Origin of the sequence: Bradyrhizobium sp. STM 3562 (genome assembly GCF_045571435.1) — a bacterium.
Classification (GTDB): Bacteria; Pseudomonadota; Alphaproteobacteria; order Rhizobiales; family Xanthobacteraceae; genus Bradyrhizobium.
This window is the reverse complement of sequence record NZ_CP120694.1, coordinates 1,793,527-1,818,348: the sequence shown is the minus strand read 5'-3', so window position 1 is coordinate 1,818,348 and position 24,822 is coordinate 1,793,527. Positions and strand designations below refer to the sequence as shown.

The window sequence follows — 24,822 nt, the reverse complement described above, 5'->3', positions numbered from 1 at the left end:
AACCGAGGACGCAAATCACATTTGGCTGTGGTCGCGATGAATTGAATGATCCTGCTCATACATTCAGCAGGGCTGATGAGCATTACTTGATTTGCAACGACAGTCACAAATTTGCAACAGCGCACCGCTTGTCGAACACATCAGGCTCGATGGCGGTTGCCGCAACACAATACCTTTTCTCCGAAGACAGCAGCGACAGGGAATCAATCACGGCCGCCTGCTAAAGAACTAGGCAGATGCTGGCGCTTTTTCGTTACTTACAGTGCACGTTGTCTCTATCCCGCGTGCATCGCGCGCGCAGCCGCACCGTGGCGCCGGATCAGATCAGCGACATCAAGCCCGGGAATGGCGCCGTCCGTCACGACCCACTTCCCCCCAACCATCACGCGGTCGGCGCGATGCGCGCCGCACAGCACCAGAGCCGCAAGCGGATCGCCATGGCCGGCGAAGCGCAATTCGTCGAGCTTGAACAGTGCAAGGTCGGCCGCCTTGCCGACGGCGATCTCGCCGAGCTCGGGCCGGCCGACGCAGGCGGCGGATCCCTGGGTCGCCCAGCGCAAGGCATCCTTGTGACTCACCTTGAGGACGCCGTAGCGCGCCCGCTGCAGCAGGAACGCGGCACGCACCTCCTGCATGAGATTGGAGGCATCGTTTGAGGCGGAGCCATCGACGCCAAGACCAATGCCCACGCCCGCTTCTTCCATCTCGCACACCGGGCAGCAGCCGGAGGCCAGGAGCTGGTTGCTGCAGGCGCAATGGCTGATTGTCGTCTTTGCCTGCGCGAGCCGCTTGATCTCCTCCGCATTGAAGAAAATGCCGTGGGCGAGCCAGGTGCGGGAATTGAGCCAGCCGCATTGTTCGAGATAATCGAGCGGACGGCAGCCATAAGTCTGCTTGCAGAAGCTGTTCTCGTCCTCGGTCTCGGCAAGGTGCGTATGCAGGCGGACGTCGAGCCTCTGCGCGAGCTCTGCGGTCTTGCGCATGAGCGAGGTCGTCACAGAAAACGGCGAGCACGGTGCGAGCGCGATCTGCACCATCGCGTCCTCCCCGCGCTGGTGATGCCTGGCCACCACGCGTTCGCTATCGGCCAGGATCTGGTCTTCGTCCTGGACCACGCTGTCCGGCGGCAACCCGCCGTCGCGCTGCGACAGGTTCATCGAGCCGCGAGTGAGGAGCGCCCGCATGCCCAGCCGCTTGGCCACCGCAACCTCGATGTCCACGGCTTGCTCAAGCCCGGCCGGAAATACATAATGATGGTCGGTCGTGGTGGTGCAGCCGGACAACAGCAATTCGGACATCGCCACGGTAACGCCAAGCTCGAGCGCCTCCGGCGTCAGCCGTGCCCACACCGGATAGAGCGCCTGCAGCCAGGGAAACAGCTCACGGTCCATGGCCGCCGGCAATGCCCGCGTCAGGGTCTGGTAGAAATGGTGATGGGTGTTGATCAACCCAGGCAGCACCACGTGTTCGCTGGCATCGAACACCGCCACATGCGCGGTCGCCGGGCGACTGCCGGCGGGTACCAGCTCAACGATCTTGCCTTGGTGAACGACAATGCCGCGCTCGGCCCCCTCCGCGAGAATACTCACAGGGTCCCTGATCCAGATCGCTTGCGTTTGCTCCATAGCCGGCGTCACCCCATTTTGATCAAGCAGCAAGGCGAATGCGGGCTAGCCCTGCAATTCAAGGACCAGCCCAATTGGCGTCGGTCTTGCAAGACTGTTACAGGCATAGGCATCACCTTGGAAGCGTTGACGTATCCATGGACTTGAACACGATTAGGGAGGTCGCGCGGCCGCGGACACGGGCGGAGCTGCCCGTTTGGACGGCAGGCGACGCGTGGCTTGCAGGCGGCACCTGGCTGTTTTCGGAGCCGCAGATGCAGTTGCGGCGCTTGATCGACCTCACCGCGCTGAAATGGCCGTCGCTTACGATCACCCCGTCGGGACTTTCGATCGCGGCGACCTGCACGATCGCGCAGCTCGACGCGCTCGCCTCTCCGCCGGACTGGCTTGCCGCGCCCCTGATCGACCAATGCTGCCGCGCCTTCCTGGCCTCGTTCAAGATCTGGAAGACCGCGACCGTCGGCGGCAATCTCTGCATGTCGCTGCCGGCCGGTCCCATGATCGCCCTGACTTCGGCGCTCGATGGCATCTGCACCATCTGGCAGGCCGACGGTGCGGAGCGCAAGGTGGCCGCGATCGATTTCGTCATCTCCAACCAGCGCAACGTGCTGGCGCCGGGCGAGCTGCTCCGCCAGATCGATATTCCGCTCGCGGCCTTGAGGCGGCGTTCCGCCTTCCGCCAGATCTCGCTCGCGCCGGTCGGCCGCTCGGGAGCGCTGTTGATCGGAAGCATCACCAGCGAAGGCGGGCTGTTGCTGACGGTTACGGCATCCACCAAACGGCCCGTCCGCCTTTGCTTCGGCACGATGCCGAAAACCGGCGAACTGCGCGACGCGATCCGACAAACCATCACCGAAGATCTCTATCATAACGATCTGCATGGCAAGCCATTCTGGCGCAAGCACATGACGCTCCGACTTGCGGAAGAAATCCGCAGCGAACTCGCTGACGGGGCGCGGCCATGAGCTTCGAGATCAACGGCAAGACGTTTTCGCAAACGCCGCGCGCCGGCCAGTGCCTGCGCACTTTCCTGCGCGAGCTCGGGCATTTCGGCGTCAAGAAAGGCTGCGATGCCGGCGACTGCGGGGCCTGCACCGTGCTGATCGACGGCGAGCCTGTGCATAGCTGCCTCATTCCAGCGTTTCGTGCCGAAGGGCGCGCTGTGACCACCATCGAAGGCCTGGCTTCCGATAGTGGACCGCATCCGATGCAACAGGCGTTCCTCGAGGCCCAGGCGTTCCAATGCGGCTTCTGCACCGCCGGCATGATCTTGACCTGCGCATCGCTCAACCAGGCACAGCGCCAGGATCTCGGGGACGCGCTGAAGGGAAATCTGTGCCGCTGCACCGGTTACCGCGCGATCGAGGACGCGCTCGACGGCAAGCGTAATATCGAGGACGCCGGTGCCGGTACCGCCTTCGGCCGTAGTCTTCCGGCGCCGGCAGGGCCGGAGGTGGTACGGGGCACGGCGCGCTACACGTTCGACACAGCGATCGACGGCGTACTGCACATCAAGCTCGCACGCTCGCCACATCCGCACGCCCGGATCATCTCGATCGCCAAGGCCGCGGCGCTTGCCGTTCCGGGCGTCGCAGCAGTGTTGACGCACGAGGACGCGCCCTCGCGCCTGTTCTCCACTGCGCAGCATGAAAAGACCTGGATGGACCCGGAAGACACGCTGGTGCTGGACAGCGTGGTGCGCTTTGTCGGGCAAAAGGTTGCGGCGGTCATCGCGGACACCGAGGCCGCGGCCGAAGAAGGCTGTCGCGCGCTCAAGGTCGACTACCAGATCCTGCCCGCCGTCGTCGAGGTGACTTCCGCGATCATGCCGGGCGCTCCCCTGGTACACCCGGATAAGACGACGGAGCATCGCATTGCGAATGCCCAGCGCAACATCGTCGCGGAAACGCACGGCGAATACGGCGATGTCGCCACGGCCCTGGCAAACGCCGCCGTCACCTACGAAGGCACATTCACGACCCAACGCGTGCAGCACGCAGCGCTGGAGACCCATGGCGGCCTTGCCTGGCTCGACGCGGATGGAATTCTCAATATTCGATCGAGTACGCAGGTGCCGTTCCTGACGCGGCGCAGCTTGACCGAAATCTTCGATCTGCCACTCGAAAAGGTGCGTGTGTTTTGCGAGCGTGTCGGCGGCGGGTTTGGCGGCAAGCAGGAAATGTTCGTCGAGGATATTCTGGCGCTCGCCGCATTGAAGACGGGACGTCCGGTGAAGCTCGAGCTCACCCGCGAGGAGCAGTTCATCGCGACCTCGACGCGCCACCCGATGCGCGTCACCGTAAAGGCCGGTGCCGATGCGAGCGGCAGACTGACGGCCCTTCAGCTCGACGTGCTTTCCAACACCGGCGCTTACGGCAATCATGCCGGTCCCGTGTTGTTTCACGGCTGCGCCGAGAGCATCAGCGTCTACAACTGTCCGAACAAAAAGGTCGATGCCGCCGTCGCCTACACCAACACCGTGCCCGCAGGTGCCTTCCGCGGCTACGGCTTGCCGCAAACCCTGTTCGCCGTCGAGGCCGCGATGGACGAGCTCGCCAGGCGGCTCGGTATCAGTCCTTTCGAGATGCGCCGCCGCAACATCATCAAGCCTGGTGATGCCATGCTGTCGCCGCCGCCCTCGGGACCTCACGACGTCCAAATCGCCTCCTATGGGCTCGACCAGTGTCTCGACCTGGTCGAGCGCGCAATGCAGGCGGAGCATCCCGATATCGATCTCTCGCCGGATTGGTTGGTCGGCGAAGGCATGGCGCTGACGATGATCGACACCGTTCCGCCGGATGGACACATTGCCGATGCCGCGGTCTCGCTGCGCGAGGACGGCGGATTCGAGCTGACCGTCGGCACGGCGGAGTTCGGTAACGGCACCAGCACGGTGCATCGCCAAATCGCCGCAACGGCGCTGGCGACGACCGTTGATCGCATCCACCTCCGGCAGTCCGACACCGCTCATGGCGGACATGACACCGGCGCCTATGCCTCGACCGGCACCTTCGTGGCCGGCCGCGCAACGCAAGTGGCGGCCGAGAAGCTGGCTGGTGAGCTCAAGGCCTTTGCATCGCGCGCGATGCAGGTCGACGCGAACGCCTGCAAGCTCGACAACGATACCATCGTTTGCGACGGCAAACGCCTGTCCTATGCAGAGCTGGCGACATCGGCGCGCGAGGCCGGAAAGATGCTCGCGGCGAGCGGCAATTCCGCCGGCACGCCGCGTTCGGTCGCCTTCAACGTGCAGGGATTTCGCATCGCAGTGAACAAGGGCACGGGGCAAATCAAAATTCTCAGGAGCGTGCAGGCGGCCGATGCCGGACGCGTCGCCAATCCGATGCAATGCCGCGGACAGGTCGAAGGCGGCGTCGCACAGGCGCTCGGCGCCGCGCTGTATGAGGAGGTGGTCATCGATGAGAGCGGGCGCGTGATCAATCCGCGCTTTCGCGATTATCATCTGCCATCGCTTGCCGACGTCCCCCGCACCGAGGTCCTCTTTGCCGATACCCACGACGCGCTGGGGCCGATGGGCGCCAAGTCGATGAGCGAAAGCCCTTACAACCCCGTCGCCGCCGCCCTCGGCAATGCGCTGGCCGACGCCACCGGCATCCGCTTCACCTGCCTGCCGTTCAAGCCGGACCGGCTGTACCCGCTGCTGAAAGAGAAATTTGGGGAGGGGTTGTAGGGTGGGCAAGGCGACAGCGTGCCCACCCCTGCAATCCCGTTGCGAATGGTGGGCACGCTTGCGCTTTGGCGACCCTACAAATCTTCCCAAGCCTCGCCTCGTCACGCACGTTGCTTGCTCCGTCATTCCGGGTCTGGTCCTTCGGACCATCCGGAATGACGGGCGCAAGGAAGCAGCACCGATCAGCTCCCCCGATACGTCGTATAGCTCCACGGCGTGACCAGGAGCGGCACGTGATAATGGCCTTCGGGTTCGCTCACCGAAAAGCGCAGCGGGATTTTCTCCAGGAAAGGCGGATCCGACAGCGGCACGCCGCGCGCGGCGAAATATTTGCCGACCGAAAACCTCAGCTCGTAGCGACCGATCGGCACCGGCCGTCCCCCGATCAGCGGCGCATCGGTGCGGCCGTCCGAATTGGTGGTCGCGCGCGTCACCACGCGGTTTGCGCCAAGTTCCGACAGCTCGACCAGTTCAATCTCGACACCGGCGGCGGGCTTGCCGCTATAGTTGTCGAGCACATGAGTCGAGAGCCGGCCGTGCACCTTGAGCCGATCAGCCGAGGTCACCAGGAGGTCGAGCCGCAGCGCCGCGATCCGGCAGATTTCCTCGATCGACCGCTGCGTTTCGGCCATCGCGTCGTTCGGCAGGCGGCGCGCGAAATCGCGCAGGATGGAATCCTTGGTCTGGCGGCGGACGCAGACGATATAGGGAAAACCGAACTTGGCGCGATAGGCATTGTTGACGCGCTCGAACGCCTCGTACTCGGCATCCGACAAGCGATCAAGCCCGGCACTGTTCTGCTCGGCGTCCGATTCCATCGTCAACCCGGCGGCGCGCTGCGTCTTGTCGGCGAGATCGGGATGCGCCTTGATCAACGCAAGCCGGAGTTCCGGCGAGGCGTGATCGACCGCCGCTTTCATCGCATCGAACAATTGCACAAGGCCGGCGAAAGGACGGAAGGACGCGGCCTGCTCGGCGATCCACGGCGAATGCTCGAAGATATTGGCAAGTGCCGCGACGAAGTCGCTCTTACTGCAGCTATTCAAATCCGAAAGCGAGACTTGCGACATTACCGTACCTAGCCGATCGTTGGCGCATGTTCGGCGAGATGCGCCAGCTTCGCGTGCCAATGCAGCGCGATCTGCAACCGCGTCGGAACCCAGACACGCTCGTGCCCGAGGACATAATCGAGAAACCGCATCAAGGCTGCGGCACGCCCGGGGCGGCCGACAATGCGGCAATGCAGCCCAACCGACATCATCTTCGGCGCGTCAGCGCCTTCGGCGTAGAGCACGTCGAAGCTGTCCTTCAGATAGGTGAAGAACTCATCACCGCCGCCGAACCCTTGCGCGTTGATGAAGCGCATGTCGTTGGCATCGAGCGTATAGGGAATGATGAGCTGTGGTCCACCCGCCCCCTTGATCCAGTACGGCAGATCATCGGCGTAGGAATCGCACAAATAGAGAAAGCCGCCAGCTTCCATCAAAAGCCTGATCGTATTGATCGAGGAACGTCCGGTGTACCAGCCGCGGGGGCGCATCCCAGTGGCCTCGGTATGCACGCGGATGGCCTCGGCGATCTCCGCGCGCTCGCGCGCCTCCGACATATCCTTGTGCTCGATCCATTTCAGGCCGTGGCTCGCGATATCCCAGCCCGCCTCCTTCATGGCGGCCACCACGTCGGGATTGCGCTTCAAGGCGGTTGCGACCCCAAAGACCGTGGTGGGCAGCTTGCGTTCGGTGAAGATCCGCCACAGCCGCCAGAAGCCGGCGCGCGAGCCATATTCGAACATCGATTCGATATTGGCGTGGCGTTGTCCCGGCCATGGCTGCGCGCCGAGCACGTCGGAGAGAAAGGCCTCCGACGCCGCGTCCCCGTGCAGGATGTTGTTCTCGCCGCCCTCCTCGAAATTCACCACGAACTGCACCGCGACCCGCGCCTCCCCAGGCCAGTGCGGATGGGGCGGGTTGCGGCCGTAGCCGCGCAGGTCGCGAGGATAGGGCTGCTCCGCCATCACGCCATCTCGAACCGGATTTTCTGCGCGCCCTGCCACAGCACGGTCTTGCCGAGAATGGGCAGGTTCTCAAGGCCCGACGTCAAGGTGATAAAATGGTTGCCGGCGAGCTGCCCGACTTTGCTGGCAAAGTGCACGCCGCCATAGGCGAGAAGGATCTCGGTCTCGCTGATGCCGCCGGGATAAAGAATGATCTGGCCTGGCGCCGGATAGCTGGTGTGGTTTTCGTAAGTGACTCCGAAATCCAGATCCCCAAGCGGCATCCAGACGCCCTCGCCGCTCCAGCGCACGTGGATCACCTGGCTCTCGAACGGCATCGCCTTTTTGAAGGCGGCGCAGGTCTTCGGCGCAAGCGCTTCTTCGAAACGGGCCTCGAAGGTAAAATCACCGGCCCGGATAATCAGTTGGCTCATTGCTCGCTCTCATGGTCAATTGTGTGCGCCGCATCCCATTGCAGCGACAGATGCCGGAAGCAAGGACCATTCCAGCCGGCAACGTGGCGCTCGCTTGAGACGAGGCCTCTATTGGTCCTGTCGCCGATCGAACGACATGCCAAAGAACCCGGTTCCCCGCTCTTCCCGCTCCGGCGGCGGTGCCTGCTTGGCCTCCGCCTGCGGTGGTGGCGCGGGCGGCGCGGGAATGTTGTCGCACTTCATGGAATAGACCAGTTCGCCATTCGCGGTGCGACCGATCGGCGTACAATTGTCGGCGCGCCCGCCTGTCGGCTTCGCCGTCAATTTGGTCTGCGCCCAAGCAGGCGCGGCGATGCTGGAGGAGGACAACAGAAGGATTGGCACCAGAAGTTTCTTCATCATTTCAACTCGTCATGATACCGGCACAGCATTGAACCGGATCATCCTACGGAAGTCCATCAGCGGGACGGTCGCAGTTGCCGAATATTTAGCCGAAAGCGGGCGCTGACCAAGAATTTTGCTCGCCGCTTCGTGATGCAGGCTATCGTGATAATCGGCAGGCCTCATCGCTATCTCCCCAGAGGCTCCTGATCCGCGGCGCTGCCGGCGCTGCGGCAGTGCCGGGAAAACAAGGGAGACCGAAGATGCAAAAGACAGTCCAAACAATTTTCGTCACCGCCTTGCTGGCGGGATCGATGATCGGGGCGGCCACGGCCGGCGAACGTCACCACGTCAGGAAAATCTACCGGCCCGCACCTGTTGTCAGCGAGCCATGGAGTCCGCCCTACGCTTACGGCGTCCGCGACGCCTACGGCTGGTCCTATCCCGATTATTCCTATTGGCAATCCCGTCTCGAAGGCGGCGTTATTTCCGCGCCGGCCGGCCACTAGGCCGCAAACACGCACAAAACTCTGTGCCGCTCCGCCGATGCGCTTGCGTGTCGGCGGACGAACGTCCCTCGAAGCCCGTGCGGCGAACGAAGATGAGGCGCGTGTAATACCGAGAGCAACCATTCAGACTGAGCAGCGGCTCCCGCTCGCGGAGCAGCCCGTAAAGGCGCTCCTGTCTGGATTGCTGCGGCGCGGTCACTGCGCCGCAAGCTCCATGTGCACTACAGCGGCAAGCTCGGCCGCTACAATTGCTTACGGTGCGCGTACTGCTTACGGTGCGCGTACGAACCACGGCGCCGCGTGCTGCATTTCCATCAGCGGCTTGAGCATCGATGCGGTGATCAGCAACCAAGTCCTGCGCGTCCTCAAGCCGCTCGGCATCAACGCAGCGCTCAAAGCCATCGAGCCACAATCGAGCGCGAGGACGCGGCCGAGCGCCAGATTGGAGCTGTCGCTGTAGAAGGCGCGCTATGAAGCTGCGCATGCGCACCGCCCGTACGACGCCATCGACCTGGCCAACCGGCTGATCATCGTATCCTTCGCGCGGCACTCAGGGAGATCGTCGTGCGCAAGGACGGCGCAATCATCGATGCGGTCCTGCACTGGCAAGGCGGCGACCACACCCAACTACAGGTCGAACAGCAACTGAATGCGGCCGGCCGGCACAATCCGCGCATTCCCGACGACACGATCGCGCTCGTGCGTGAGCTGGCGCGGCTGATGCCCGATCGGCAGATCGCCGCCTGCTCAATCGCACTTGAGAACTGGCACGGCAAGGCCTGGACGCAAGAGCGCGCGCGGCTTTCGCAATCAGCACGACATCGCCATCTTCCGCGACGGCGCGCGCGTGGAGCGAGGTGAGATTACGCTTAAAACGGCAGCAAAACTCATCGGCGTCTGCAACATGACAGCCCTGCCTATGCTCCGCCGCGGCGACATAACGCCGACAAGCTTGCGCAGGCGCGCCTCGGGCGATCAAAGCTGAGGACCCTGGCAGGCTTCACCCGCGGCAGCGGCAGAAGCCTCCGCTAACACCGGATGCCACGCAGCGGGTCTTTGACTTTCAGTGAGGGAAGCTGAGCTGCATGATGACTCGCGACTGCTCGGTCACGCTAAGCTCGATACCACCGCGCTCTATAGCCGCGTCGCCACCAAGACGAAGCGAGGTCATGAGCCCACTGGAGCACATCGCGCTCAAGCTCAAGCAGATGCGGCCGCCCGGCCCACATTAGGGCGCGCGGTTCGCGGCCGGCTTTGCGCATAACTCGTGCGACGGGTTCCGGACGCCACCTCTCAGGTCCAGAAGCTCTTACATACGTAAGTATAGGTCGTTCACAACATGCGCCTGATCGATGATGCGCAGTGAGGCTCGTCGACCCACCGTCCCCTATCACTATCGCTGGGACTACTTGCCGCTTCGTGGCGCCACAGCCCGAAGCCTGCCGCAAGAAATGAGTCGATTGTGTCCATTGCTCGTGAGCAACAAAGGGCGACTATGCGATATCCGGTTCAAACTCCCTCCGAGATCGTAGAGGCGTTACGCGAGAGCGAGGAGCGGTTTCGAACTCTGGTGCAATTCTCCTTCGACGTCTACTGGGAAACTGACGCTCAGCATCGGTTCATCCGGCAGGAGTTTGCTAACACGCTGACCGACCCTCCGGTCTCTGAGATCGGCAAGACGCGCTGGGAGGTGCCCTACCTCGAGCCTGAGCCAGAGGAATGGCGTAAGCACCGGGAGACGCTCGACGCCCACCTGCCGTTTCGCGATTTTGAGCTCGCGCGGCCTACGCCCGGCGGTGGTAAGCGCTACGTGTCCGTCTCGGGGCTGCCTGTTTTTGACCAGACGGGACGCTTCCTGGGTTACCGCGGGGTCGGGCGCCACATCACGGAGCGGAAGCGCGTCGAAGAGGCGCTGCGGGAGAGCGAGGCCCGTTTCCGCACCTTCGTCGACCACGCGACAGACACGTTCATGCTCCACAATGAAGACGGTGAAGTTCTCGACGTGAACCGAAATGCTTGCGAAAGCTTGGGCTACGGCCGAGACGAAATGATTGGGATGACTCCGTTCTTCTTCGATCTGGAGTTGAATGCAGCGACTTGGGAGCGTAACCGCGAGCACCTCAAGGCGGGGGGCGTCGCAACGCTGGAGAGTCGTTATCGCCGAAAGGACGGCACAGTGTTTCCAGTTGAGGTCCGCATGCGAGAGTTCTGTCAAGGCGGGCAGCGAAAAATCATTTCTCTGAGCCGCGACATCACCGAACGTAAGAGAGCCGCTGAGGCTCTCCGCGAGATGCAAGCTGAACTGACACATGCCAATCGCGCGGCAGCAATGGGACAGATCACCGCTTCGGTCGCCCATGAAGTAAGCCAGCCGATCACAGCGATGCTCTGCAACGCAGAGGCGGCACTAAGTTGGTTGGACTGTCAACCTTCGAATGTCGCAGAGGTGCGGCGGGCGCTCGCAACCATTGTCACGGATGCCAATCGAGCCGGCGAGGTCATTAATTGGATCCGTGCTCTGATTAAGAAGACGCCGGCACGGAAAGAGAGCATTGACGTCAATAATGCCATCTTGGATGTCGTCACTTTGGCCCGAAGCGAACTGCTCAAACATGGTGTTTCGCTGCAGACGGATCTCGCCACGGGCTTGCCATTCATCGAAGGCTATCGCGTCCAGCTGCAACAGGTCGTTCTCAACCTGATCCTCAATGCGGTCGAGGCGATGAGCTGCGGCGACGAGCCGCCGCGGGAGCTTCGAATCAGCACGATGCGGAATGCCTCAGGCGGGATTCTTGTTGCGGTGCGAGACAGCGGTCCAGGCCTTGATCCGGCAATAGTCAACCGCCTGTTCGAGCCATTCTACACCACCAAGCCGCAGGGTATAGGCATGGGCCTACCCATCTGCAGCTCAATTATCGAAGCGCACGGAGGACGGTTTTGGGCCGGCGTGAATGAACCACGGGGCGCCGTGTTTCAGTTCACTTTGCCTCTGGAACGGGAATGATCCAAGGACCGGCTCACTAGATGTCGCGCCGGTCAGTGCCGTTGGAGATGAAATTGCATAGCCTTTGGCCGCGCCAATCGGATAGACCAGGAGCACGAAGCCGGTGACAGCTCGAAACGGCCAGGGCAGCAGAATTGCGCATGCGGATTGTGCCGCCGCTCCGGCAGCTTCAAGCGGCAGCGTTGATTGCGGCAATAGACCTGCGCCTTGGCAAATCGCTCCGCACAGAAAAACCGCCCGCTCCTAACATCAGGCGGGTTGCCGCGAAGCGATGTTGTTGTTTCAGCCGGTTAGAATTTGATTTTGCGCGCAGGCGCAAGCGGCTGCCCTCACCGCTTCAGCAGGTTCACCGTTCCCCGGCACCGCTCCTGCCAGCCATGGCGCTCCAACTCGGGATCGTCGTGCTCCTCTTCCGGCCAGCCCAGACAAAGATAGGCAATGAAGGTCCACTCCGGCGGGAGGTCTAGGATCAATCTGATCGCCTCCGGATCGAGGATGGAGACCCAGCCGAGGCCAAGCCCTTCGGCGCGCGCGGCGAGCCAGAGCGTCTGGATCGCCGCCACGACAGAGTAGCGGACCGTTTCGGGCATGGTCTGACGGCCGAGGCCGTGGCCTTGCGCGGTGGTCTCATCCGCGCAGACGGCAAGGTGCACGGGCGCCTGCGCAAGGCCTTCGAGCTTGAGCCGCGCGTAGCACGCCTGCCGCTCGGAGGCATATCCCGCAAGCGCAGCCTTGTTCGCCTTCGAAAAATCCTCGCGCACAGCCTGTCTTCGCGCGGGCGACTCGACAAGCACGAAGCGCCAGGGCTGGCTTAAGCCCACGGACGGCGCACAGCACGCAATCGCCAACAACCGCTCGATGAGATCTGGATCGACCCGATCGGATCGAAAGCGGCGCACATCGCGCCGCCAGCGCACGAGTTCAGCGAACTGCGCCTTGAACGCCGCATCAAACCGCGGCGGCTCTTCCTTGCTTTCGATCGTCATATTCTCCCGGCACCCCGATAGAAACGCCTATTAGCACAATGGCGCCCGGGCCCAATGCGAAAAGCGCTTGCAGTGCCGTGCGTCGCAGCAATTGTGACGCAGCCGACAGTTGACAGCACATCTGCCGCTATCGCCGTTTCCTGGCTGTTGATGCCAATGTTCCCGATTGAGGTCAGAAACGCCACTCTCGCTGCCTTGCCGGGCGACGCCCGGCCCGGTTAATTTAGATGCGAAGTTCGCCCCGGGAAATAACGCAGGTGGCGCTCAAGAACGTTGACATGCCGTCGTCATGGTCAGGGATCTCGACCTGGCCGCGGAAATGTGGAAGCGGCTGGGCTTCACCGTCTCGCCGCGCGGCACCCACAGCGCGCATATGGGATCGGGAAACCATACCATCATGCTCGACCCCGATTACATCGAATTGCTGGGTGTGCTCGCCGCAACAGACCTGAATGCACCGGCGCGCGCCTTTCTGGCACAGCGCGAGGGCATCGAGCGGATCGCCTTGACCAACCGAGTTCGAGCGGCCGGTGACGACGGCGGCTGCCTCGCCCTCGCAGCGCCCGCGGACGCCCAACGCTTCGTCACCATGTGCGGCGACGTTCGCTTTTGGCAACGCGAAAAGAGCGTTCACGCGGTTTGAATGCGGCGGAGTTCAATGAGCGTCGAACGCGGCGTGAGCTTCACTGCGCTGTTTGAAATTGACCGGAATGCCCTTGGTCAGCATTCCCGCGAGACGCCGCGCATCCCAATTGGTCAAGCGCACGCAGCCGTGCGAGGCGGACTTTCCCACCAAGGATGGTTCGGACGTCCCGTGAATGCCATAGCCCGGCTTCGATAGCGCGATCCAGGTGGTGCCGAGCGGATTGTTCGGACCCGGCTTAAGATCGAACGGCTTCTGTATCCCGATTTCCTTGAATTGGTACTTTGGATTGTAGTGATAGGAGGGATCGCTTTCGATCAGCTTCACCTTCAACGCTCCCGAGGGCGATGGCTTATCGTCGCTGCCGACCGACGCCGGGAAGAACGCAATCAATTCGTTCTGCGCCGAATAGACCTTGACCGTTTGCCGATCCTTATCGACATCGATCCGTGCGGCGATGCCGGGCGACCGATCCGGTAGAACATTGGGAACCAGAATTCTCTCGCCCACATCGGAGAACGAGGCACCGGAATTGAGCACTGCGAGCAACTCCTCGCCGACATGGAATTTTTCGGCCAGCGCCTCGCGTGCACTGGAGAAGCCGAGAGTCCTGAATGAGCGCATATCCTCCATCTTCGCCGGCAACTGCATGAAGGGTCCCTTGAGGTCCTCTCTCGTGAGTGAATATTCGGCGATCACCGGACCCGTGACGCTGGAGGTCAGCGCCAGCCAGAAGGATCGGCTCCATCCCGTATCCACCGGCAGTCCATGGCGTTCCGCGAAAGCTGCAATCGCCTGATCGAGCCGCGCCGAATGGCGCCCATCGATTTCGCCTGGAGAAAACTCGGCGCGATCAAGCAGGATTTGCGCCTTGACGATCGCCGGCTGAATCTGGTCGCCGGGGCCAAGCTCGGCATAACCGGCCGCATTGATGCTCGCCGGCTCGAGCTCTGCCGCAGCCGCGAAAGGTATCAATGCCGCTATGAAAATGCAGCTAATTCGATAGCCGAACATACTGCCGGTCCAAAATTGACCGCGCGCAGAATGTCACTGTCGGTTGCATCGTCAATTCAACAAACCGCGAAAGTGTCTTCAAGACCGCATCGCCGGCCGGAGAACGGCCTGCACCCGCATGCGCTTCTTAAGCTCACGACTTCGCCGTGCCCGGCTCCGCGATCTGCCGGTGCTGTTTTGCAAGCGCTTCGGCTGGCGTGACATTTGCCACCGCGGACTGGATCTTGTTCTTCAATCCCGTTACGATATCGGGATCACCGCTCATCATCGCACGGAAGCCTTGTCTTGCGACATCGGCCAGATCGTCCTTGCTCGTTGTTCCGACTGACGTGTCCATCATCCCGGCACGCTTGAAGAACTCGGTCTCGGTTACGCCAGGCATGAGGCAGGTCACAGTGACATTGGTGCCCCTGAGTTCCTCGCGAACGGCGTAGGAGAACGAATTGAGGAAAGCCTTGGTACCATTGTAGACAGCCTGGAAACTGCCCGGCGTAAAGCCGGCGATCGAACCGGTGATCAGTATGCGCCCGGAGTTGCGCTGACGCATGTCGTTCCCGACCCTGTGGATCAGATAGAGCTCGCCGGTGATGTTGGTGTCGATGACATGGCGGATGGCCGGGAAATCCTGATCGAGAAAGGCATGCCCCAGGCCGCGCCCCGCATTTGCGAGAAGCGCATCCACCGGGCGTCCTCGCGTCGCCTCATAGAGCCTATCGACGCGGTGCGTGGTCGCCAGATCGGCCTGCACGGCCTCGATCTGCCGGCCCGTGCTCCGCAGCGAAGCGGCGGCATTCTCGATTTCCGCCTCGTCGGCCGCGATCAACAGGTCAAAACCGTTCTCGCCGCAGCATCTCGCCAGTTCGAGGCCGATCCCGGTGGAAGCGCCAGTGACAATCGCAAATTGACCGTTCGCCGCCATGCCAATCTCCCGTCTTGGATGTCCAATTGGACGCATCCGATATCGTTCCTATCCGGGGCGACAGTCCCAGCTTGGAACCGGGTGCCGCTTTATCGCTTGTCGCGCGAGGTGCACGGGCGATGGCAAGGATTTTTATCGGCACATCGGGATGGCATTACGATTCCTGGCGCGGTCCATTTTTTCCGAAAGGACTGCCGCTCAAGGATCAATTGCACTATTACGCCAGCCAATTCTCGACCACCGAGCTCAACGGGGTGTTCTATCGCACGCCCACGGAGGAAGCGGTGGAATCCTGGCGCGACCAGACCCGCGAGGATTTCGTCTTTGCCTGGAAGGCCTCGAAGTTCATCACGCATTGGAAGCGGCTGTCGCAGAACTCGGTGAATAGCCTGGAGCTGTTGGAGAGCCGGCTGTCGCTGCTGGGCAGAAAGGCCGGCCCCATCCTGTTTCAACTGCCGCCGAACTTCACGGCAAATCCGGAGCGGCTCGCGTCGTTCTGCAAATTGCTGCCCAAGAAGCGCCGCTACAGCTTCGAGTTTCGCGACAAGAGCTGGTACGAGCCGCGCATTCTAAAACTGCTGTCCGATCAGAACATCTCGCTCTGCCTGTCCGATCATCATCACGCGCCGGCGCCCTGGAGGCGGACGGCGGATTTCGTCTACGTTCGCGGACATGGACCGCAGGGCAGCTACAAGGGGCACTACCGCCCCGACACGCTGGCGGAATGGGCGCGTCGCATCAAGTCCTGGAAACGCCAGGGGTGCGACGTCTATGTCTATTTCGACAACGACCAGAAGAGCGCAGCGCCCGCCGATGCGTCGCGACTGAAGCAACTGCTGGAATGAGCGATCGCGATTCCCACCGAGTTTGGCGTGATGGGAACAGTGCGAGAACCAGGACGTTGATGCAACGACGCAATACCCGAGACGGATGGTGATCATGACCAAAGTCAAAGGGGCGAAGAACGAAATCGCAGGAAAGACGAAGCAGGCCGTCGGGGAGGTTCTCGGCGACCAAGGCCTGCACGACGAAGGCAAGAGACAGGAAAAGGAAGGCAAGAAGCAAAAGGAAGAACCGAGCGAGGTCAATCCGCTGCGTCGTCTCAACCAGTTGACCTGAAGCTTCGTCGCAAAGCCGTGTCATTGCGAGCGCAAGCGAAGCCTCGCCCTAGCAGCGGGCGACGGCGGGTCGTCGCTTTCGCTCCTCGCAATGACGCAGACCCGGGCGCTCGTCCAGCTCCGCAATTCATGGGCGCATGCTCAGCGGAATCAAGTCCGGACCGGCGAGGCCATCACCCGCACCGGAATCGATTTTGCCGCCGGCGTTTTGCTTTTTTCCTCGTGATGCCAGAGCGGAAGCAGCGGATTGCATTCCGGATAATAGCCGGCGATGCAGCCCTCCGGAATGTCGTAAGCCACCACGCGCAGGCCGCCGACCCGGCGGTCCACCCCATCATTCACGGCCGTGGCGAGCATGATCATGTCGCCCTCCCGCAATCCGAGCCGGTCGATGTCGTTGCGATGCATCATGACGATGTAACGCGAACCAAAGATGCCTCGCAAGCGATCGTCATAGTTGTAGATCGTGGTGTTGAACTGGCCGTTGCTGCGCAACGTGATGAGCTGCACGATGTCGCGGTTCTCCGGCGGCGTATCGATGTCCGTGGCGAGCGATTTCGGCACGATAAAGTTTGCCTTGCCGGTCTTCGTATTCCATTTCCGCTCGCGCGCACCCAGCGGACGATGGAAGCCGCCAGGCTTCCACATCCGTGCATTGAAGTCGTGAAAGATGTCCGGATAGCTCGCCGCGATGGCGTCGCGTATCTTGCTGTAGTCGGCGACCCACTCGTCCCATGGAATGGTCGAGCGCGACGGCACCGTGGCCTTGGCAAGCTCGGCGATGATTTTCGGTTCTGAGAGCAAGTGCTCGCTAGCCGGCGGCATCTGGCCCCGGGAGCCGTGCATGCAGCCGGTGGAATCCTCCATGGAGACAGCCTGAGGTCCACTCGCCTGCACATCGACCTCAATGCGGCCAAGGCAGGGCAGGATGTAGGAAATCTCGCCGTGCACGAGCGCGCTGCGATTGAGCTTGGTCAGGATGTTCACGGTGAGGCGCAGCTTGCGCCAGGCCGGTTCGACCAGGCGATGCTCGGGCACGGAGCGCACCAGATTGCCGCCGAGCAGCACCATGGCCCGAACCGAGCCGTCGATGATCTTCTCGCAGGCCTCGACAATCCGAACTCCCTTCTTTTCGGGCACCTCGATGCCGAACAACGTCCTGATCTTCTCGACGGGAACCAATTCGGGTTTTTCGGTGATGCCGACCGTGCGCTGGCCCTGCACGTTGGAATGACCGCGCACCGGACAGATGCCGGCGCCCGGCCGTCCGATATTGCCGCGCAGCAGCGCCAGATTGACTATCATCTGCACGGTCTCGGCGCCCCTCTCATGCTGCGTCAGCCCCATGCCGTAGATGAACATCACGCTTTTGGCATGAGCATAGACGAACGCCGCAGCCTCCAGCGCACCGCGGCTCAGCCCCGAGCGCTGCTCGATCTGGGACCACGCGCAGTCCTTCACCGCAGCGGCGAACTCATCGAAGCCGTGGGTATGCTCGCGAATGAAGTCGCGATCGATGATGGTTCCGGCGCCATCGGCCTTCGCTTCCAGCGCGAAAAGCGCCTTGGCGATTCCCATCATCGCCGCGGTATCGCCGCCGGTTCTGACCTGGTGATATTGCGAGGTGATCCGCGTCGAAGAGCCGCTCAGCATCTCCAGCGGAGACTGCGGATTGGTGAACTCCTCCAGTCCCCGTTCGCGCAGAGGATTGAAGGTTACGATGGGAACACCACGCTTCACCGCCTCCTGGAGCTGATGCAGCATCCGCGGGCTTGAGGTTCCGACGTTCTGGCCGAAGAACAAGATGCAATCCGTCTTGGCGAAATCATCCAGCGTGCAGGTGCCGACGGGCACGCCGATGCTCTCGGGCAGCGCCGCCGAGGTGGTCTCATGGCACATGTTGGAGCTGTCAGGCAGATTGTTGGTGCCGAAAGCGCGCGCCAACAGGCCGTACATGAAGGAGGCTTCGAGCGAGGCGCGGCCGGAGGTATAGAACACGGCGCTGTCGGGCTCGAGCGCCTGCAATTCGCGCCCGATCTCCTGGAACGCATCCGCCCAATCGACCGGAACATATTTGTCGGAAGCCGCGTCCCAGCGCATGGGGTGGGTCAAGCGGCCGGCATCCTCGAGCTGATGGTCGTCCCAGCGCTCCAGCGCTGTCACCGTGTGCCGTGCGAAGAATTCGGGCGTCACGCGCTTTTGCGTGATTTCCCAGGTCGTCGCCTTGGCGCCGTTCTCACAGAACTCGAACACACGCGGGTCGGCCGGCTTGGCCCAGGCGCAACTGACGCACATGAATCCGCCCGTCTTGTTCTGGTTGAGCAGAACGGCCGGACCGCGAATCGGAACGAGATTATGGGTCAGGCTTCTTGCCAGCGAGCGCACCGAACCCCAGCCGCCGGAGGGCCCCGTGTAGCCTTTGATTTCGAGATCGGAGCTGAGCCTGCGTGTTCTGGCCATGACGCGTTTTTCCGAACGTGAGCTGCCCTCGGATCTTTAAAGCGCTGCGCATGATCCGGTTCCTTAGAGCTTTGGACCAGGAACTTACCGTTCCCTCCGCTGTTGTCGGTTTCGTCCATGCAGACGATTTCACCATGCGGCTCATCGTCCTGCTCATCTGCATCGTGATGCTCGGCGGTTGCGAAAGAGAAGAACGGCAATTGCGGCTGGACCCTCCGATTGCGAGCGCGCTTGACGAGGTCAAGCTGATGCCGAACCGCATCTCCGGCGCGCCCCCGGAGGTCTATTTCGCGCTCAACAGGCCGTACGAGACGAACGCGTACAATCTCAGCCAGGGCAAGCGGCTCTATTCCTGGTTCGGCTGCAGCACTTGCCATGCTGACGGACAGGGCGGCATCGGGCCGTCCTTTCTGGATGGCTGGTGGTACTACGGCCCGGAGATGGTCTCGATCTTCGCGTCGATCCGCGACGGGCGACCGCACGGCATGCCGGCGTTTCGCGACAAAATGACCACCGACCAGATCTGGCAGTTGGCAGGTTACATCCAGACGCTCGGCGCCTACTCGGCCAAAACGGCCGCGCCAAGCCGCAACGACGACAAGCAGTCGCGTCCCGCCGAGAACCGCGCGCCGGCCGCAATCCTGTTCGACCAGGGGCCGACGCCCATTCATCCCGATCAGGGACCGACACCGTGATTGCGACGGTCAAACGGCTGTCATTCCTGCCCGCACTGTTGCCGCTCGCCGGCTGTGGCGGGTTGCAGTCGGCAATGGATGTGCACGGAACGTCGGCGATCAGCCTCAAACAGCTCATCATCCTGATTGTCGCAACATGCTCGGTGGTGTGGATGCTGGTGATGATTGCGCTGATCCGCGCGCTCACCCGTAGCCACGCATCGCGGCTGACGCCGACCGAAGTTGATCGCGGCATGGCGCGCCGGATGGGGATTGCCGTTATCTTGGCGGTCGCGGCCACCGTCATGGTGATCACCGGCTTTACCGTCGGCAGTTTCTTTTCCACGCGCGCGCTCAGCGCCGCGGGTCCCGACGACCTCACCATCAAGGTGAGCGGACTGCAATGGTGGTGGAACGTGCAGTATTTCGGCGCGAGGCCCGACCAGAACTTCGTGACCGCCAATGAAATCCACATTCCGGTCGGGCGCACCGTGCGCTTCCAGCTTGAGGGCGACGACGTCATCCACTCCTTTTGGGTACCGAGTCTCGCCGGCAAACAGGATCTGATCCCGGGCCGTCCGAACGAGCTCAGTGTTCGTGCCGAGCGCCCAGGTGTGTATCGCGGCCAATGCGCCGAGTTCTGCGGCCTCCAACACGCGCACATGGCCTTCTTCGTCATCGCCGAACCGCAGGGCGATTTTGACAAATGGGCCGACGCGCAGCGGCGGCCGGCCACTCAGCCCACGAATGCCGAAGCGGCTACCGGCCAGCAGATCTTTCTGTCGAAGCCCTGCGCAGCCTGTCACACCGTGCGCGGCACCAAGGCGACCGGCACGAGCGCGCCGGACCTCACGCATGTCGGCAGCCGCAAATACATTGGCGCCGGCCTGTTTGAGATGACGCGAGGCTCGCTCGCGGCTTGGATCGCCGATCCGCAGACGCTCAAGCCCGGCAACAACATGCCGCTGGTGTCGCTGTCGCGCGAAGAGCTGCTCTCGGTCTCGGCGTATCTCGCGAGCCTCAAATGAGCGAGAGCGTCATCGGGCCCGATACGCGCGATGCCGAGCTTGAGCGGCCGCTGGTCGACGCGGCGCTCGAGGACACCTGGGGTACGGCCGCAGGATTCCCGGGCGCGCTGGCCACCGTCGATCACAAGATCATCGGGCGCCGCTACATCTTCACCGCCTTCGCATTCCTTGCGCTCGGCGGCGTGCTCGCCATTCTGATGCGGCTTCAACTGGCGCGGCCGGAAGCGCGGCTGATCGGCCCCGATCGCTACAACCAGATCTTCACCATGCACGGCGCCAACATGATGTTCCTGTTCGCCGTGCCCGTGATGGAGGCGATGGCGGTCTATCTGGTGCCGTTGATGGTCGGGACGCGCAACATCGCGTTTCCCAGACTGAACGCGTTTTCCTACTGGATCTATCTGGCCGGCGGCCTCTTGCTCTGGATTTCGTTCGTTCTCGACATGGGTCCCGACGTCGGCTGGTTCGCCTATGTGCCGCTGTCCGGCCCGCAATATGGCGCCGGCAAGCGCTCCGACATCTGGGCGCAGATGATCACCTTCACCGAATTGTCGGCGCTGGCGGTCGCCGTGGAGATCGTCGTGACCGTGTTCAAACAGCGCGCCCCGGGCATGACGCTCGACCGAATTCCGCTCTTCGTATGGTCGATGCTGGTCACCGCGTTTCTGGTCATCATGGCGATGCCGTCGATCATGGTGGCAAGCACGAGCCTCATTCTCGATCGCCTGGTCGGTACGCATTTCTTCAATCCGGCCGAAGGCGGCGACGTCCTGCTCTGGCAGCATCTGTTCTGGTTCTTCGGCCATCCCGAGGTCTACATCATCTTCCTGCCGGCGGTCGGCATGGTCTCGACCCTGATCGTCCCATTCGCGCGCCGCCCCATATTCGGCTATCTGGCACTGGTGATGGCGCTGATCGCCACCGGCATCCTGTCGTTCGGACTTTGGGTCCACCACATGTTCGTGACAGGGCTGCCGCGGCTTGGCGAGAGCTTTTTCACCGCCTCCAGCATGGCGATCGCCATACCGGCGGGCGTTCAGATCTTCTGTTGGATCGCGACGCTCTGGGACGGCAAGCCGGTGTGGAAGACGCCGCTTCTTTTCGTCATCGGCTTCATCTTCACCTTTGTGATCGGCGGCTTGAGCGGCGTGATGGTCGCCTCGGTCCCGTTCGACACGCAGGTTCACGACACCTATTTCGTCGTCGCGCATTTTCATTATGTCCTGATCGGCGGCTCGGTGTTTCCGCTGATCGGCGGCATCTATTACTGGTTTCCCAAGATCACCGGCCGGATGATGAGCGAACGTGTCGGCCACTGGGTGTTTGGGCTGATCTTCATCGGTTTCAACCTCACCTTCTTCCCGATGCACATCCTGGGACTGCAGGGCATGCCACGGCGGATCTACACCTATCAGCCCGATATGCCCTGGCATGGCCTCAATCTGTTCGTGAGCGCAAGCGCCGCGGTTCTCGCCGCAGGATTTCTGCTGTTCTTCATCGACGCGCTGCGCAGCGCGCGTGCGGGCCTGCCCGCAGGCGCGAATCCCTGGGATGCCCCGACCCTGGAATGGGCAACCTCTTCGCCGCCGCCGAGTTACAACTTTGCCAGGATTCCCGTCGTGTACGGCGCTTATCCGCTGTGGGAGCAGCGCGACGCGCTTTCGGTTGCCGACGGCCTTCGGGTGGATCGGCGCGAACTCGTCGTCACCTCGCTGGTCGCTGCCGAACCCGAGGCGCGGGAGTCATCGCCGCGAAACTCGATCTGGCCGCTCTGGGCTGCGATCACCACGGCTGTGATGCTGATCTGGTCGATCTTCTCGCCCTGGGCGGTGGTGTGGGGGTCGATCCCGGTCGCGATCGCCTTGATCGGCTGGTTCTGGCCCAAGCGCGTACCGGAGGATGAGGCATGAGAGAACGTGTCGTCGCCGACCTCTCGAGGTTGCCGCTGCATGGTCTGCGCAGCGCCAGCGTGACCTGGTGGGGCACTCTGGCCTTCATGCTGATCGAGGGGACCGGCTTTGCGCTCGTCATCGCCATCTATTTCTACTTGATGAGCCTCGCCCCGATCTGGCCGCTCAACGCACCGCCGCCGGACCTCCTGCCCGGCACATTGGTGACGCTGATCCTCGTCATCAGCCTCATACCCAATTATCTGGTTTCAAGCTGGGCGGAACAGCAGGACCTACGCAAGGTCCGCATCGGCATGGTCGTGATGTCCGCCCTGGGAGTTGCCCCGCTCATTCCGCGCGCCTTTGAATTCGCCGCGCTGAACGTGAAGTGGGACACCAACGCCTACGGCTCGGTGATCTGGACCCTGCTCGGCCTGCACACGACGCATATCATTACGGACCTCGTCGATACGCTGGTGCTGGCCGCGCTGGTGTTCACGCGCCACGGCCGCAATCCGCGCCGCTTCGGGGACGTGCAGGACAACTGCATGTACTGGAATTTTGTCGTTGCGGCCTGGCTTCCGATCTATGGCTGCATCTACTGGATCGTGCGGCTATGAGGGCTTACAGAATTCTCGCCAGGCTATGGGCATGGGCCGGCCTTTGGGTCGCCGCACTGCTGTGGGCCATCAATGCGATGCTCGGCCTCAACCTTTCCTATGCCGATTGCGTAAAGCAAATCCATGCTTCGGCGATGATCTCGTTGGCAGCCTTGATCGTGACCTGTCTTGCAGGCGCCCTGTCCTGGCGGTCGGCTCGGGCCGACATCACCGGTTTCAGCTCGCCTCGCACATTCCGCTTCATCGGCGCGTTGAGCGCGCTGTCATCATTGGTCTTCGGCTTTGCGCTGATCTTGCAGACGATAGCCTCTGTGGTGTTGACGGGATGCGAGCGATAGCGGTTGGACTCATGCTCGTGGCTTCCGGGACCGCCCGCGCCTTCGCGCACGGCCTCGATGCCGATCGCGCGCATGCGGCCTGGACATTCGATCCCTGGGTGGTCGTTCCGCTGCTCACGCTTGGCATTCTCTACGCGGTCGGAGCCATTGCGTTGCATCGGCGCAGCCGCGGCGGCAATGCCGTGAGAGCCTGGCGCAACCTCGCCTATGGTTGCGGCTGGCTGAGCCTGGCGGGCGCACTGGTATCGCCGATGCATTGGCTGGGCGAGCACCTCTTCACCTTTCACATGATCGAGCATGAGATCGTGATGGCGGTCTCGGCGCCGCTGATCGTGGTGGCCCGACCGTTGGGGGCGCTGTTGTGGTCGCTGCCGCGACGATTGCGGATCGGCACCGCGACGCTGATACGATCCGGTCCCCTCCGCGCCGCCTGGAGCTCGCTGAGCCATGGTCGCAACGCGACGATCCTGCATGGCATCGCCATCTGGGCCTGGCACGCGCCGCCACTGTTCGACGCCGCGGTCACCAATGTCGCGCTGCACCGCTTGCAACATCTGAGCTTCCTTGTCACCGCCGTGCTGTTCTGGTGGTCGGTGTTCCGTCGCAACGAAATCGGCGCCGGCGCCTGGCATCTGTTCGTGACGATGCTGCATACCACCGCCCTCGGCGCACTGATGGCGCTGGCGCCGCGGGTGCTCTACCAGGCCCAGACCGCCGCAGCTCTTAGTTTCGGCCTGACACCGCTGGAAGACCAGCAGCTCGCGGGGCTCATCATGTGGGTCCCCGCCGGCACGGTCTATGCCGGTGCCGCGCTCGCGTTGATGGCGACCTGGATCAGCCGCGCCGGCGAGAAGGCAAGGGACAGCCATGCCGCGCGCGCGATCTAGTCGCCACTGGGCAAGCCTTGGAATCGCCGCCCTGGGCGTGGCAGCCGTTGCGGTCGCGGCCGCGATGGCCTGGTCGTCGCAGCAGCAGGCGGAAAGCATCGCCCGCGCCATGACCGGCGGCGAGCCGTCGCGTGCGCCGGATGTCCTGCGTCGTTACGGCTGCGCCGGCTGCCACACCATCTCAGGCATTCCCGGCGCCGATGGCCAGGTCGGCCCGCCTTTATCGGGCCTCATCCACCGCGTCTATATCGGGGGCGTCGCCACCAACACGCCGGACCATCTGGTGCGATGGATCGTGGCCCCGCAAAGTCTTTCCCCAAACTCGGTGATGCCTGCGTCCGGCATCTCGGAAGCCGAAGCACGCGACGTCGCGGCCTACCTCTATTCGCATTGACTCACGCGATGAGACCAGGTTGAATCGTCATCGCGCTAGGGCAGCCGCCGAGTTGGGCGAATCGGAGCGCGCCCGCTCCGCCGTCATTGCGAGCGAAGCGAAGCAATCCAGACTTCGTCCGCGGATACAGTCTGGATTGCTGCGTCGCTTTCGCTCCTCGCAATGACGGGCCTCGTTGGAGGCACTCGTCCAGCTCTGCAACTTGATCGGCGGAC

Annotated in this window: 24 protein-coding genes and 1 pseudogene; 15 read left to right on the top strand and 10 right to left on the bottom strand. The window is 62.6% G+C overall.

Translation table 11 applies throughout. The annotated features are described in order from the left end of the window. Positions 1 to 275: 275 nt before the first annotated feature. Positions 276 to 1,625 (bottom strand): 8-oxoguanine deaminase, encoded by a 1,350-nt coding sequence (locus P6U23_RS08355; protein WP_407179067.1) that lies wholly within the window; start codon positions 1,623 to 1,625, stop codon positions 276 to 278. Positions 1,626 to 1,762: 137 nt separating this feature from the next. On the opposite strand from P6U23_RS08355, the gene P6U23_RS08350 reads away from it, so the two are divergent. Continuing rightward, on the top strand, positions 1,763 to 2,590 hold the full coding sequence (locus P6U23_RS08350) for an FAD binding domain-containing protein (RefSeq protein WP_407179066.1): 828 nt from the start codon (positions 1,763 to 1,765) through the stop codon (positions 2,588 to 2,590). Continuing rightward, the gene (locus P6U23_RS08345) at positions 2,587 to 5,316 is read left to right on the top strand and encodes a molybdopterin-dependent oxidoreductase (RefSeq protein ID WP_407179065.1); all 2,730 of its coding nucleotides are present in this window, start codon (positions 2,587 to 2,589) and stop codon (positions 5,314 to 5,316) included. The genes P6U23_RS08350 and P6U23_RS08345 overlap by 4 nt, the downstream gene beginning before the upstream one ends. A 182-nt stretch (positions 5,317 to 5,498) precedes the next feature. On the opposite strand, the gene uraD is transcribed toward P6U23_RS08345, so the two are convergent. From uraD to P6U23_RS08320, 5 genes are all read right to left on the bottom strand, one after another. Further along, positions 5,499 to 6,386, bottom strand: a complete 888-nt coding sequence (gene uraD, locus P6U23_RS08340; protein ID WP_407179064.1) for a 2-oxo-4-hydroxy-4-carboxy-5-ureidoimidazoline decarboxylase — start codon at positions 6,384 to 6,386, stop codon at positions 5,499 to 5,501. A gap of 8 nt (positions 6,387 to 6,394) precedes the next feature. Next, positions 6,395 to 7,330, bottom strand: a complete 936-nt coding sequence (gene puuE / locus P6U23_RS08335; protein ID WP_407179063.1) for an allantoinase PuuE — start codon at positions 7,328 to 7,330, stop codon at positions 6,395 to 6,397. After that, positions 7,330 to 7,743, bottom strand: coding sequence for a DUF3830 family protein (locus P6U23_RS08330; RefSeq protein ID WP_407179062.1), 414 nt, complete (start codon positions 7,741 to 7,743; stop codon positions 7,330 to 7,332). The genes puuE and P6U23_RS08330 overlap by 1 nt, the downstream gene beginning before the upstream one ends. Before the next feature lie 108 nt (positions 7,744 to 7,851). Next, positions 7,852 to 8,142, bottom strand: a complete 291-nt coding sequence (locus P6U23_RS08325; RefSeq protein ID WP_407181384.1) for a hypothetical protein — start codon at positions 8,140 to 8,142, stop codon at positions 7,852 to 7,854. A gap of 12 nt (positions 8,143 to 8,154) precedes the next feature. Next, positions 8,155 to 8,310 (bottom strand): hypothetical protein, encoded by a 156-nt coding sequence (locus tag P6U23_RS08320; protein ID WP_407179061.1) that lies wholly within the window; start codon positions 8,308 to 8,310, stop codon positions 8,155 to 8,157. Positions 8,311 to 8,387: 77 nt separating this feature from the next. Here P6U23_RS08320 and P6U23_RS08315 point away from each other — a divergent pair, with 77 nt between their 5' ends. From P6U23_RS08315 to P6U23_RS08305, 3 genes are all read left to right on the top strand, one after another. After that, complete coding sequence (locus P6U23_RS08315; protein WP_407179060.1) at positions 8,388 to 8,633, top strand: hypothetical protein; 246 nt, start codon at positions 8,388 to 8,390, stop codon at positions 8,631 to 8,633. A 564-nt stretch (positions 8,634 to 9,197) separates the two neighbouring features. Then, positions 9,198 to 9,494 (top strand): hypothetical protein, encoded by a 297-nt coding sequence (locus P6U23_RS08310; RefSeq protein WP_407179059.1) that lies wholly within the window; start codon positions 9,198 to 9,200, stop codon positions 9,492 to 9,494. Positions 9,495 to 10,095: 601 nt separating this feature from the next. Beyond that, the gene (locus P6U23_RS08305) at positions 10,096 to 11,637 is read left to right on the top strand and encodes a PAS domain S-box protein (RefSeq protein WP_407179058.1); all 1,542 of its coding nucleotides are present in this window, start codon (positions 10,096 to 10,098) and stop codon (positions 11,635 to 11,637) included. Positions 11,638 to 11,966: 329 nt separating this feature from the next. Here P6U23_RS08305 and bluB read toward each other — a convergent pair whose 3' ends face one another. Next, positions 11,967 to 12,623 carry a 5,6-dimethylbenzimidazole synthase gene (gene bluB / locus P6U23_RS08300; RefSeq protein ID WP_407179057.1) on the bottom strand — a complete coding sequence of 219 codons (657 nt, stop codon included), beginning with the start codon at positions 12,621 to 12,623 and terminating at the stop codon, positions 11,967 to 11,969. A 289-nt stretch (positions 12,624 to 12,912) separates the two neighbouring features. Between bluB and P6U23_RS08295 the strand changes: the two are divergent. Then, positions 12,913 to 13,135 (top strand): annotated as a pseudogene (locus tag P6U23_RS08295) (VOC family protein); the annotation flags it as partial. Positions 13,136 to 13,278: 143 nt separating this feature from the next. Here P6U23_RS08295 and P6U23_RS08290 read toward each other — a convergent pair. Together P6U23_RS08290 and P6U23_RS08285 are read right to left on the bottom strand one after the other, a co-directional pair. After that, the gene (locus tag P6U23_RS08290) at positions 13,279 to 14,280 is read right to left on the bottom strand and encodes a L,D-transpeptidase family protein (RefSeq protein ID WP_407179056.1); all 1,002 of its coding nucleotides are present in this window, start codon (positions 14,278 to 14,280) and stop codon (positions 13,279 to 13,281) included. Positions 14,281 to 14,413: 133 nt separating this feature from the next. Then, on the bottom strand, positions 14,414 to 15,199 hold the full coding sequence (locus P6U23_RS08285) for an SDR family NAD(P)-dependent oxidoreductase (protein WP_407179055.1): 786 nt from the start codon (positions 15,197 to 15,199) through the stop codon (positions 14,414 to 14,416). 119 nt (positions 15,200 to 15,318) lie between these two features. Here P6U23_RS08285 and P6U23_RS08280 point away from each other — a divergent pair, with 119 nt between their 5' ends. Beyond that, on the top strand, positions 15,319 to 16,044 hold the full coding sequence (locus P6U23_RS08280) for a DUF72 domain-containing protein (protein WP_407179054.1): 726 nt from the start codon (positions 15,319 to 15,321) through the stop codon (positions 16,042 to 16,044). Between the two features lie 94 nt (positions 16,045 to 16,138). After that, complete coding sequence (locus P6U23_RS08275; protein ID WP_407181383.1) at positions 16,139 to 16,318, top strand: CsbD family protein; 180 nt, start codon at positions 16,139 to 16,141, stop codon at positions 16,316 to 16,318. A gap of 149 nt (positions 16,319 to 16,467) precedes the next feature. Here P6U23_RS08275 and P6U23_RS08270 read toward each other — a convergent pair whose 3' ends face one another. Beyond that, the gene (locus P6U23_RS08270) at positions 16,468 to 18,777 is read right to left on the bottom strand and encodes an FdhF/YdeP family oxidoreductase (RefSeq protein WP_407179053.1); all 2,310 of its coding nucleotides are present in this window, start codon (positions 18,775 to 18,777) and stop codon (positions 16,468 to 16,470) included. Positions 18,778 to 18,911: 134 nt separating this feature from the next. Here P6U23_RS08270 and P6U23_RS08265 point away from each other — a divergent pair, with 134 nt between their 5' ends. The 7 genes from P6U23_RS08265 (at position 18,912) to P6U23_RS08235 (ending at position 24,607) form a co-directional block, all read left to right on the top strand. Then, entirely contained in the window at positions 18,912 to 19,472 is a 561-nt protein-coding gene (locus tag P6U23_RS08265) for a c-type cytochrome (RefSeq protein WP_407179052.1), read from the top strand. Between the two features lie 74 nt (positions 19,473 to 19,546). Then, positions 19,547 to 20,479, top strand: a complete 933-nt coding sequence (gene coxB / locus P6U23_RS08260; RefSeq protein WP_407181382.1) for a cytochrome c oxidase subunit II — start codon at positions 19,547 to 19,549, stop codon at positions 20,477 to 20,479. Further along, a complete protein-coding gene (gene ctaD, locus P6U23_RS08255; RefSeq protein ID WP_407179051.1) occupies positions 20,476 to 22,389 on the top strand; it encodes a cytochrome c oxidase subunit I in 1,914 nt (637 codons plus the stop codon). Before coxB ends, ctaD begins: the two co-directional genes overlap by 4 nt. Continuing rightward, positions 22,386 to 22,988 carry a heme-copper oxidase subunit III gene (locus P6U23_RS08250; protein ID WP_407179050.1) on the top strand — a complete coding sequence of 201 codons (603 nt, stop codon included), beginning with the start codon at positions 22,386 to 22,388 and terminating at the stop codon, positions 22,986 to 22,988. The genes ctaD and P6U23_RS08250 overlap by 4 nt, the downstream gene beginning before the upstream one ends. After that, the gene (locus P6U23_RS08245; RefSeq protein ID WP_407179049.1) at positions 22,985 to 23,326 is read left to right on the top strand and encodes a hypothetical protein; all 342 of its coding nucleotides are present in this window, start codon (positions 22,985 to 22,987) and stop codon (positions 23,324 to 23,326) included. The genes P6U23_RS08250 and P6U23_RS08245 overlap by 4 nt, the downstream gene beginning before the upstream one ends. An 11-nt stretch (positions 23,327 to 23,337) precedes the next feature. Then, the gene (locus tag P6U23_RS08240) at positions 23,338 to 24,213 is read left to right on the top strand and encodes a cytochrome c oxidase assembly protein (RefSeq protein WP_407179048.1); all 876 of its coding nucleotides are present in this window, start codon (positions 23,338 to 23,340) and stop codon (positions 24,211 to 24,213) included. 64 nt (positions 24,214 to 24,277) lie between these two features. Continuing rightward, positions 24,278 to 24,607, top strand: a complete 330-nt coding sequence (locus P6U23_RS08235; protein ID WP_407181381.1) for a c-type cytochrome — start codon at positions 24,278 to 24,280, stop codon at positions 24,605 to 24,607. Positions 24,608 to 24,822 lie beyond the last annotated feature (215 nt).

What these genes read in the sequence shown, in the direction of transcription:
- P6U23_RS08265 (WP_407179052.1), top strand. Translation starts at nt 18,912, where the DNA reads ATGCGGCTCATCGTCCTGCTCATCTGCATCGTGATGCTCGGCGGTTGC.
- P6U23_RS08290 (WP_407179056.1), bottom strand. Translation starts at nt 14,280, where the DNA reads ATGTTCGGCTATCGAATTAGCTGCATTTTCATAGCGGCATTGATACCT.
- P6U23_RS08345 (WP_407179065.1), top strand. Translation starts at nt 2,587, where the DNA reads ATGAGCTTCGAGATCAACGGCAAGACGTTTTCGCAAACGCCGCGCGCC.
- P6U23_RS08315 (WP_407179060.1), top strand. Translation starts at nt 8,388, where the DNA reads ATGCAAAAGACAGTCCAAACAATTTTCGTCACCGCCTTGCTGGCGGGA.
- P6U23_RS08270 (WP_407179053.1), bottom strand. Translation starts at nt 18,777, where the DNA reads ATGGCCAGAACACGCAGGCTCAGCTCCGATCTCGAAATCAAAGGCTAC.
- puuE (WP_407179063.1), bottom strand. Translation starts at nt 7,330, where the DNA reads ATGGCGGAGCAGCCCTATCCTCGCGACCTGCGCGGCTACGGCCGCAAC.
- P6U23_RS08350 (WP_407179066.1), top strand. Translation starts at nt 1,763, where the DNA reads ATGGACTTGAACACGATTAGGGAGGTCGCGCGGCCGCGGACACGGGCG.
- P6U23_RS08280 (WP_407179054.1), top strand. Translation starts at nt 15,319, where the DNA reads ATGGCAAGGATTTTTATCGGCACATCGGGATGGCATTACGATTCCTGG.
- P6U23_RS08240 (WP_407179048.1), top strand. Translation starts at nt 23,338, where the DNA reads ATGCTCGTGGCTTCCGGGACCGCCCGCGCCTTCGCGCACGGCCTCGAT.
- ctaD (WP_407179051.1), top strand. Translation starts at nt 20,476, where the DNA reads ATGAGCGAGAGCGTCATCGGGCCCGATACGCGCGATGCCGAGCTTGAG.
- uraD (WP_407179064.1), bottom strand. Translation starts at nt 6,386, where the DNA reads ATGTCGCAAGTCTCGCTTTCGGATTTGAATAGCTGCAGTAAGAGCGAC.
- bluB (WP_407179057.1), bottom strand. Translation starts at nt 12,623, where the DNA reads ATGACGATCGAAAGCAAGGAAGAGCCGCCGCGGTTTGATGCGGCGTTC.
- P6U23_RS08250 (WP_407179050.1), top strand. Translation starts at nt 22,386, where the DNA reads ATGAGAGAACGTGTCGTCGCCGACCTCTCGAGGTTGCCGCTGCATGGT.
- P6U23_RS08275 (WP_407181383.1), top strand. Translation starts at nt 16,139, where the DNA reads ATGACCAAAGTCAAAGGGGCGAAGAACGAAATCGCAGGAAAGACGAAG.
- P6U23_RS08330 (WP_407179062.1), bottom strand. Translation starts at nt 7,743, where the DNA reads ATGAGCCAACTGATTATCCGGGCCGGTGATTTTACCTTCGAGGCCCGT.
- P6U23_RS08320 (WP_407179061.1), bottom strand. Translation starts at nt 8,310, where the DNA reads ATGAGGCCTGCCGATTATCACGATAGCCTGCATCACGAAGCGGCGAGC.
- P6U23_RS08355 (WP_407179067.1), bottom strand. Translation starts at nt 1,625, where the DNA reads ATGGAGCAAACGCAAGCGATCTGGATCAGGGACCCTGTGAGTATTCTC.
- P6U23_RS08235 (WP_407181381.1), top strand. Translation starts at nt 24,278, where the DNA reads ATGGCCTGGTCGTCGCAGCAGCAGGCGGAAAGCATCGCCCGCGCCATG.
- coxB (WP_407181382.1), top strand. Translation starts at nt 19,547, where the DNA reads ATGGATGTGCACGGAACGTCGGCGATCAGCCTCAAACAGCTCATCATC.
- P6U23_RS08245 (WP_407179049.1), top strand. Translation starts at nt 22,985, where the DNA reads ATGAGGGCTTACAGAATTCTCGCCAGGCTATGGGCATGGGCCGGCCTT.
- P6U23_RS08285 (WP_407179055.1), bottom strand. Translation starts at nt 15,199, where the DNA reads ATGGCGGCGAACGGTCAATTTGCGATTGTCACTGGCGCTTCCACCGGG.
- P6U23_RS08325 (WP_407181384.1), bottom strand. Translation starts at nt 8,142, where the DNA reads ATGAAGAAACTTCTGGTGCCAATCCTTCTGTTGTCCTCCTCCAGCATC.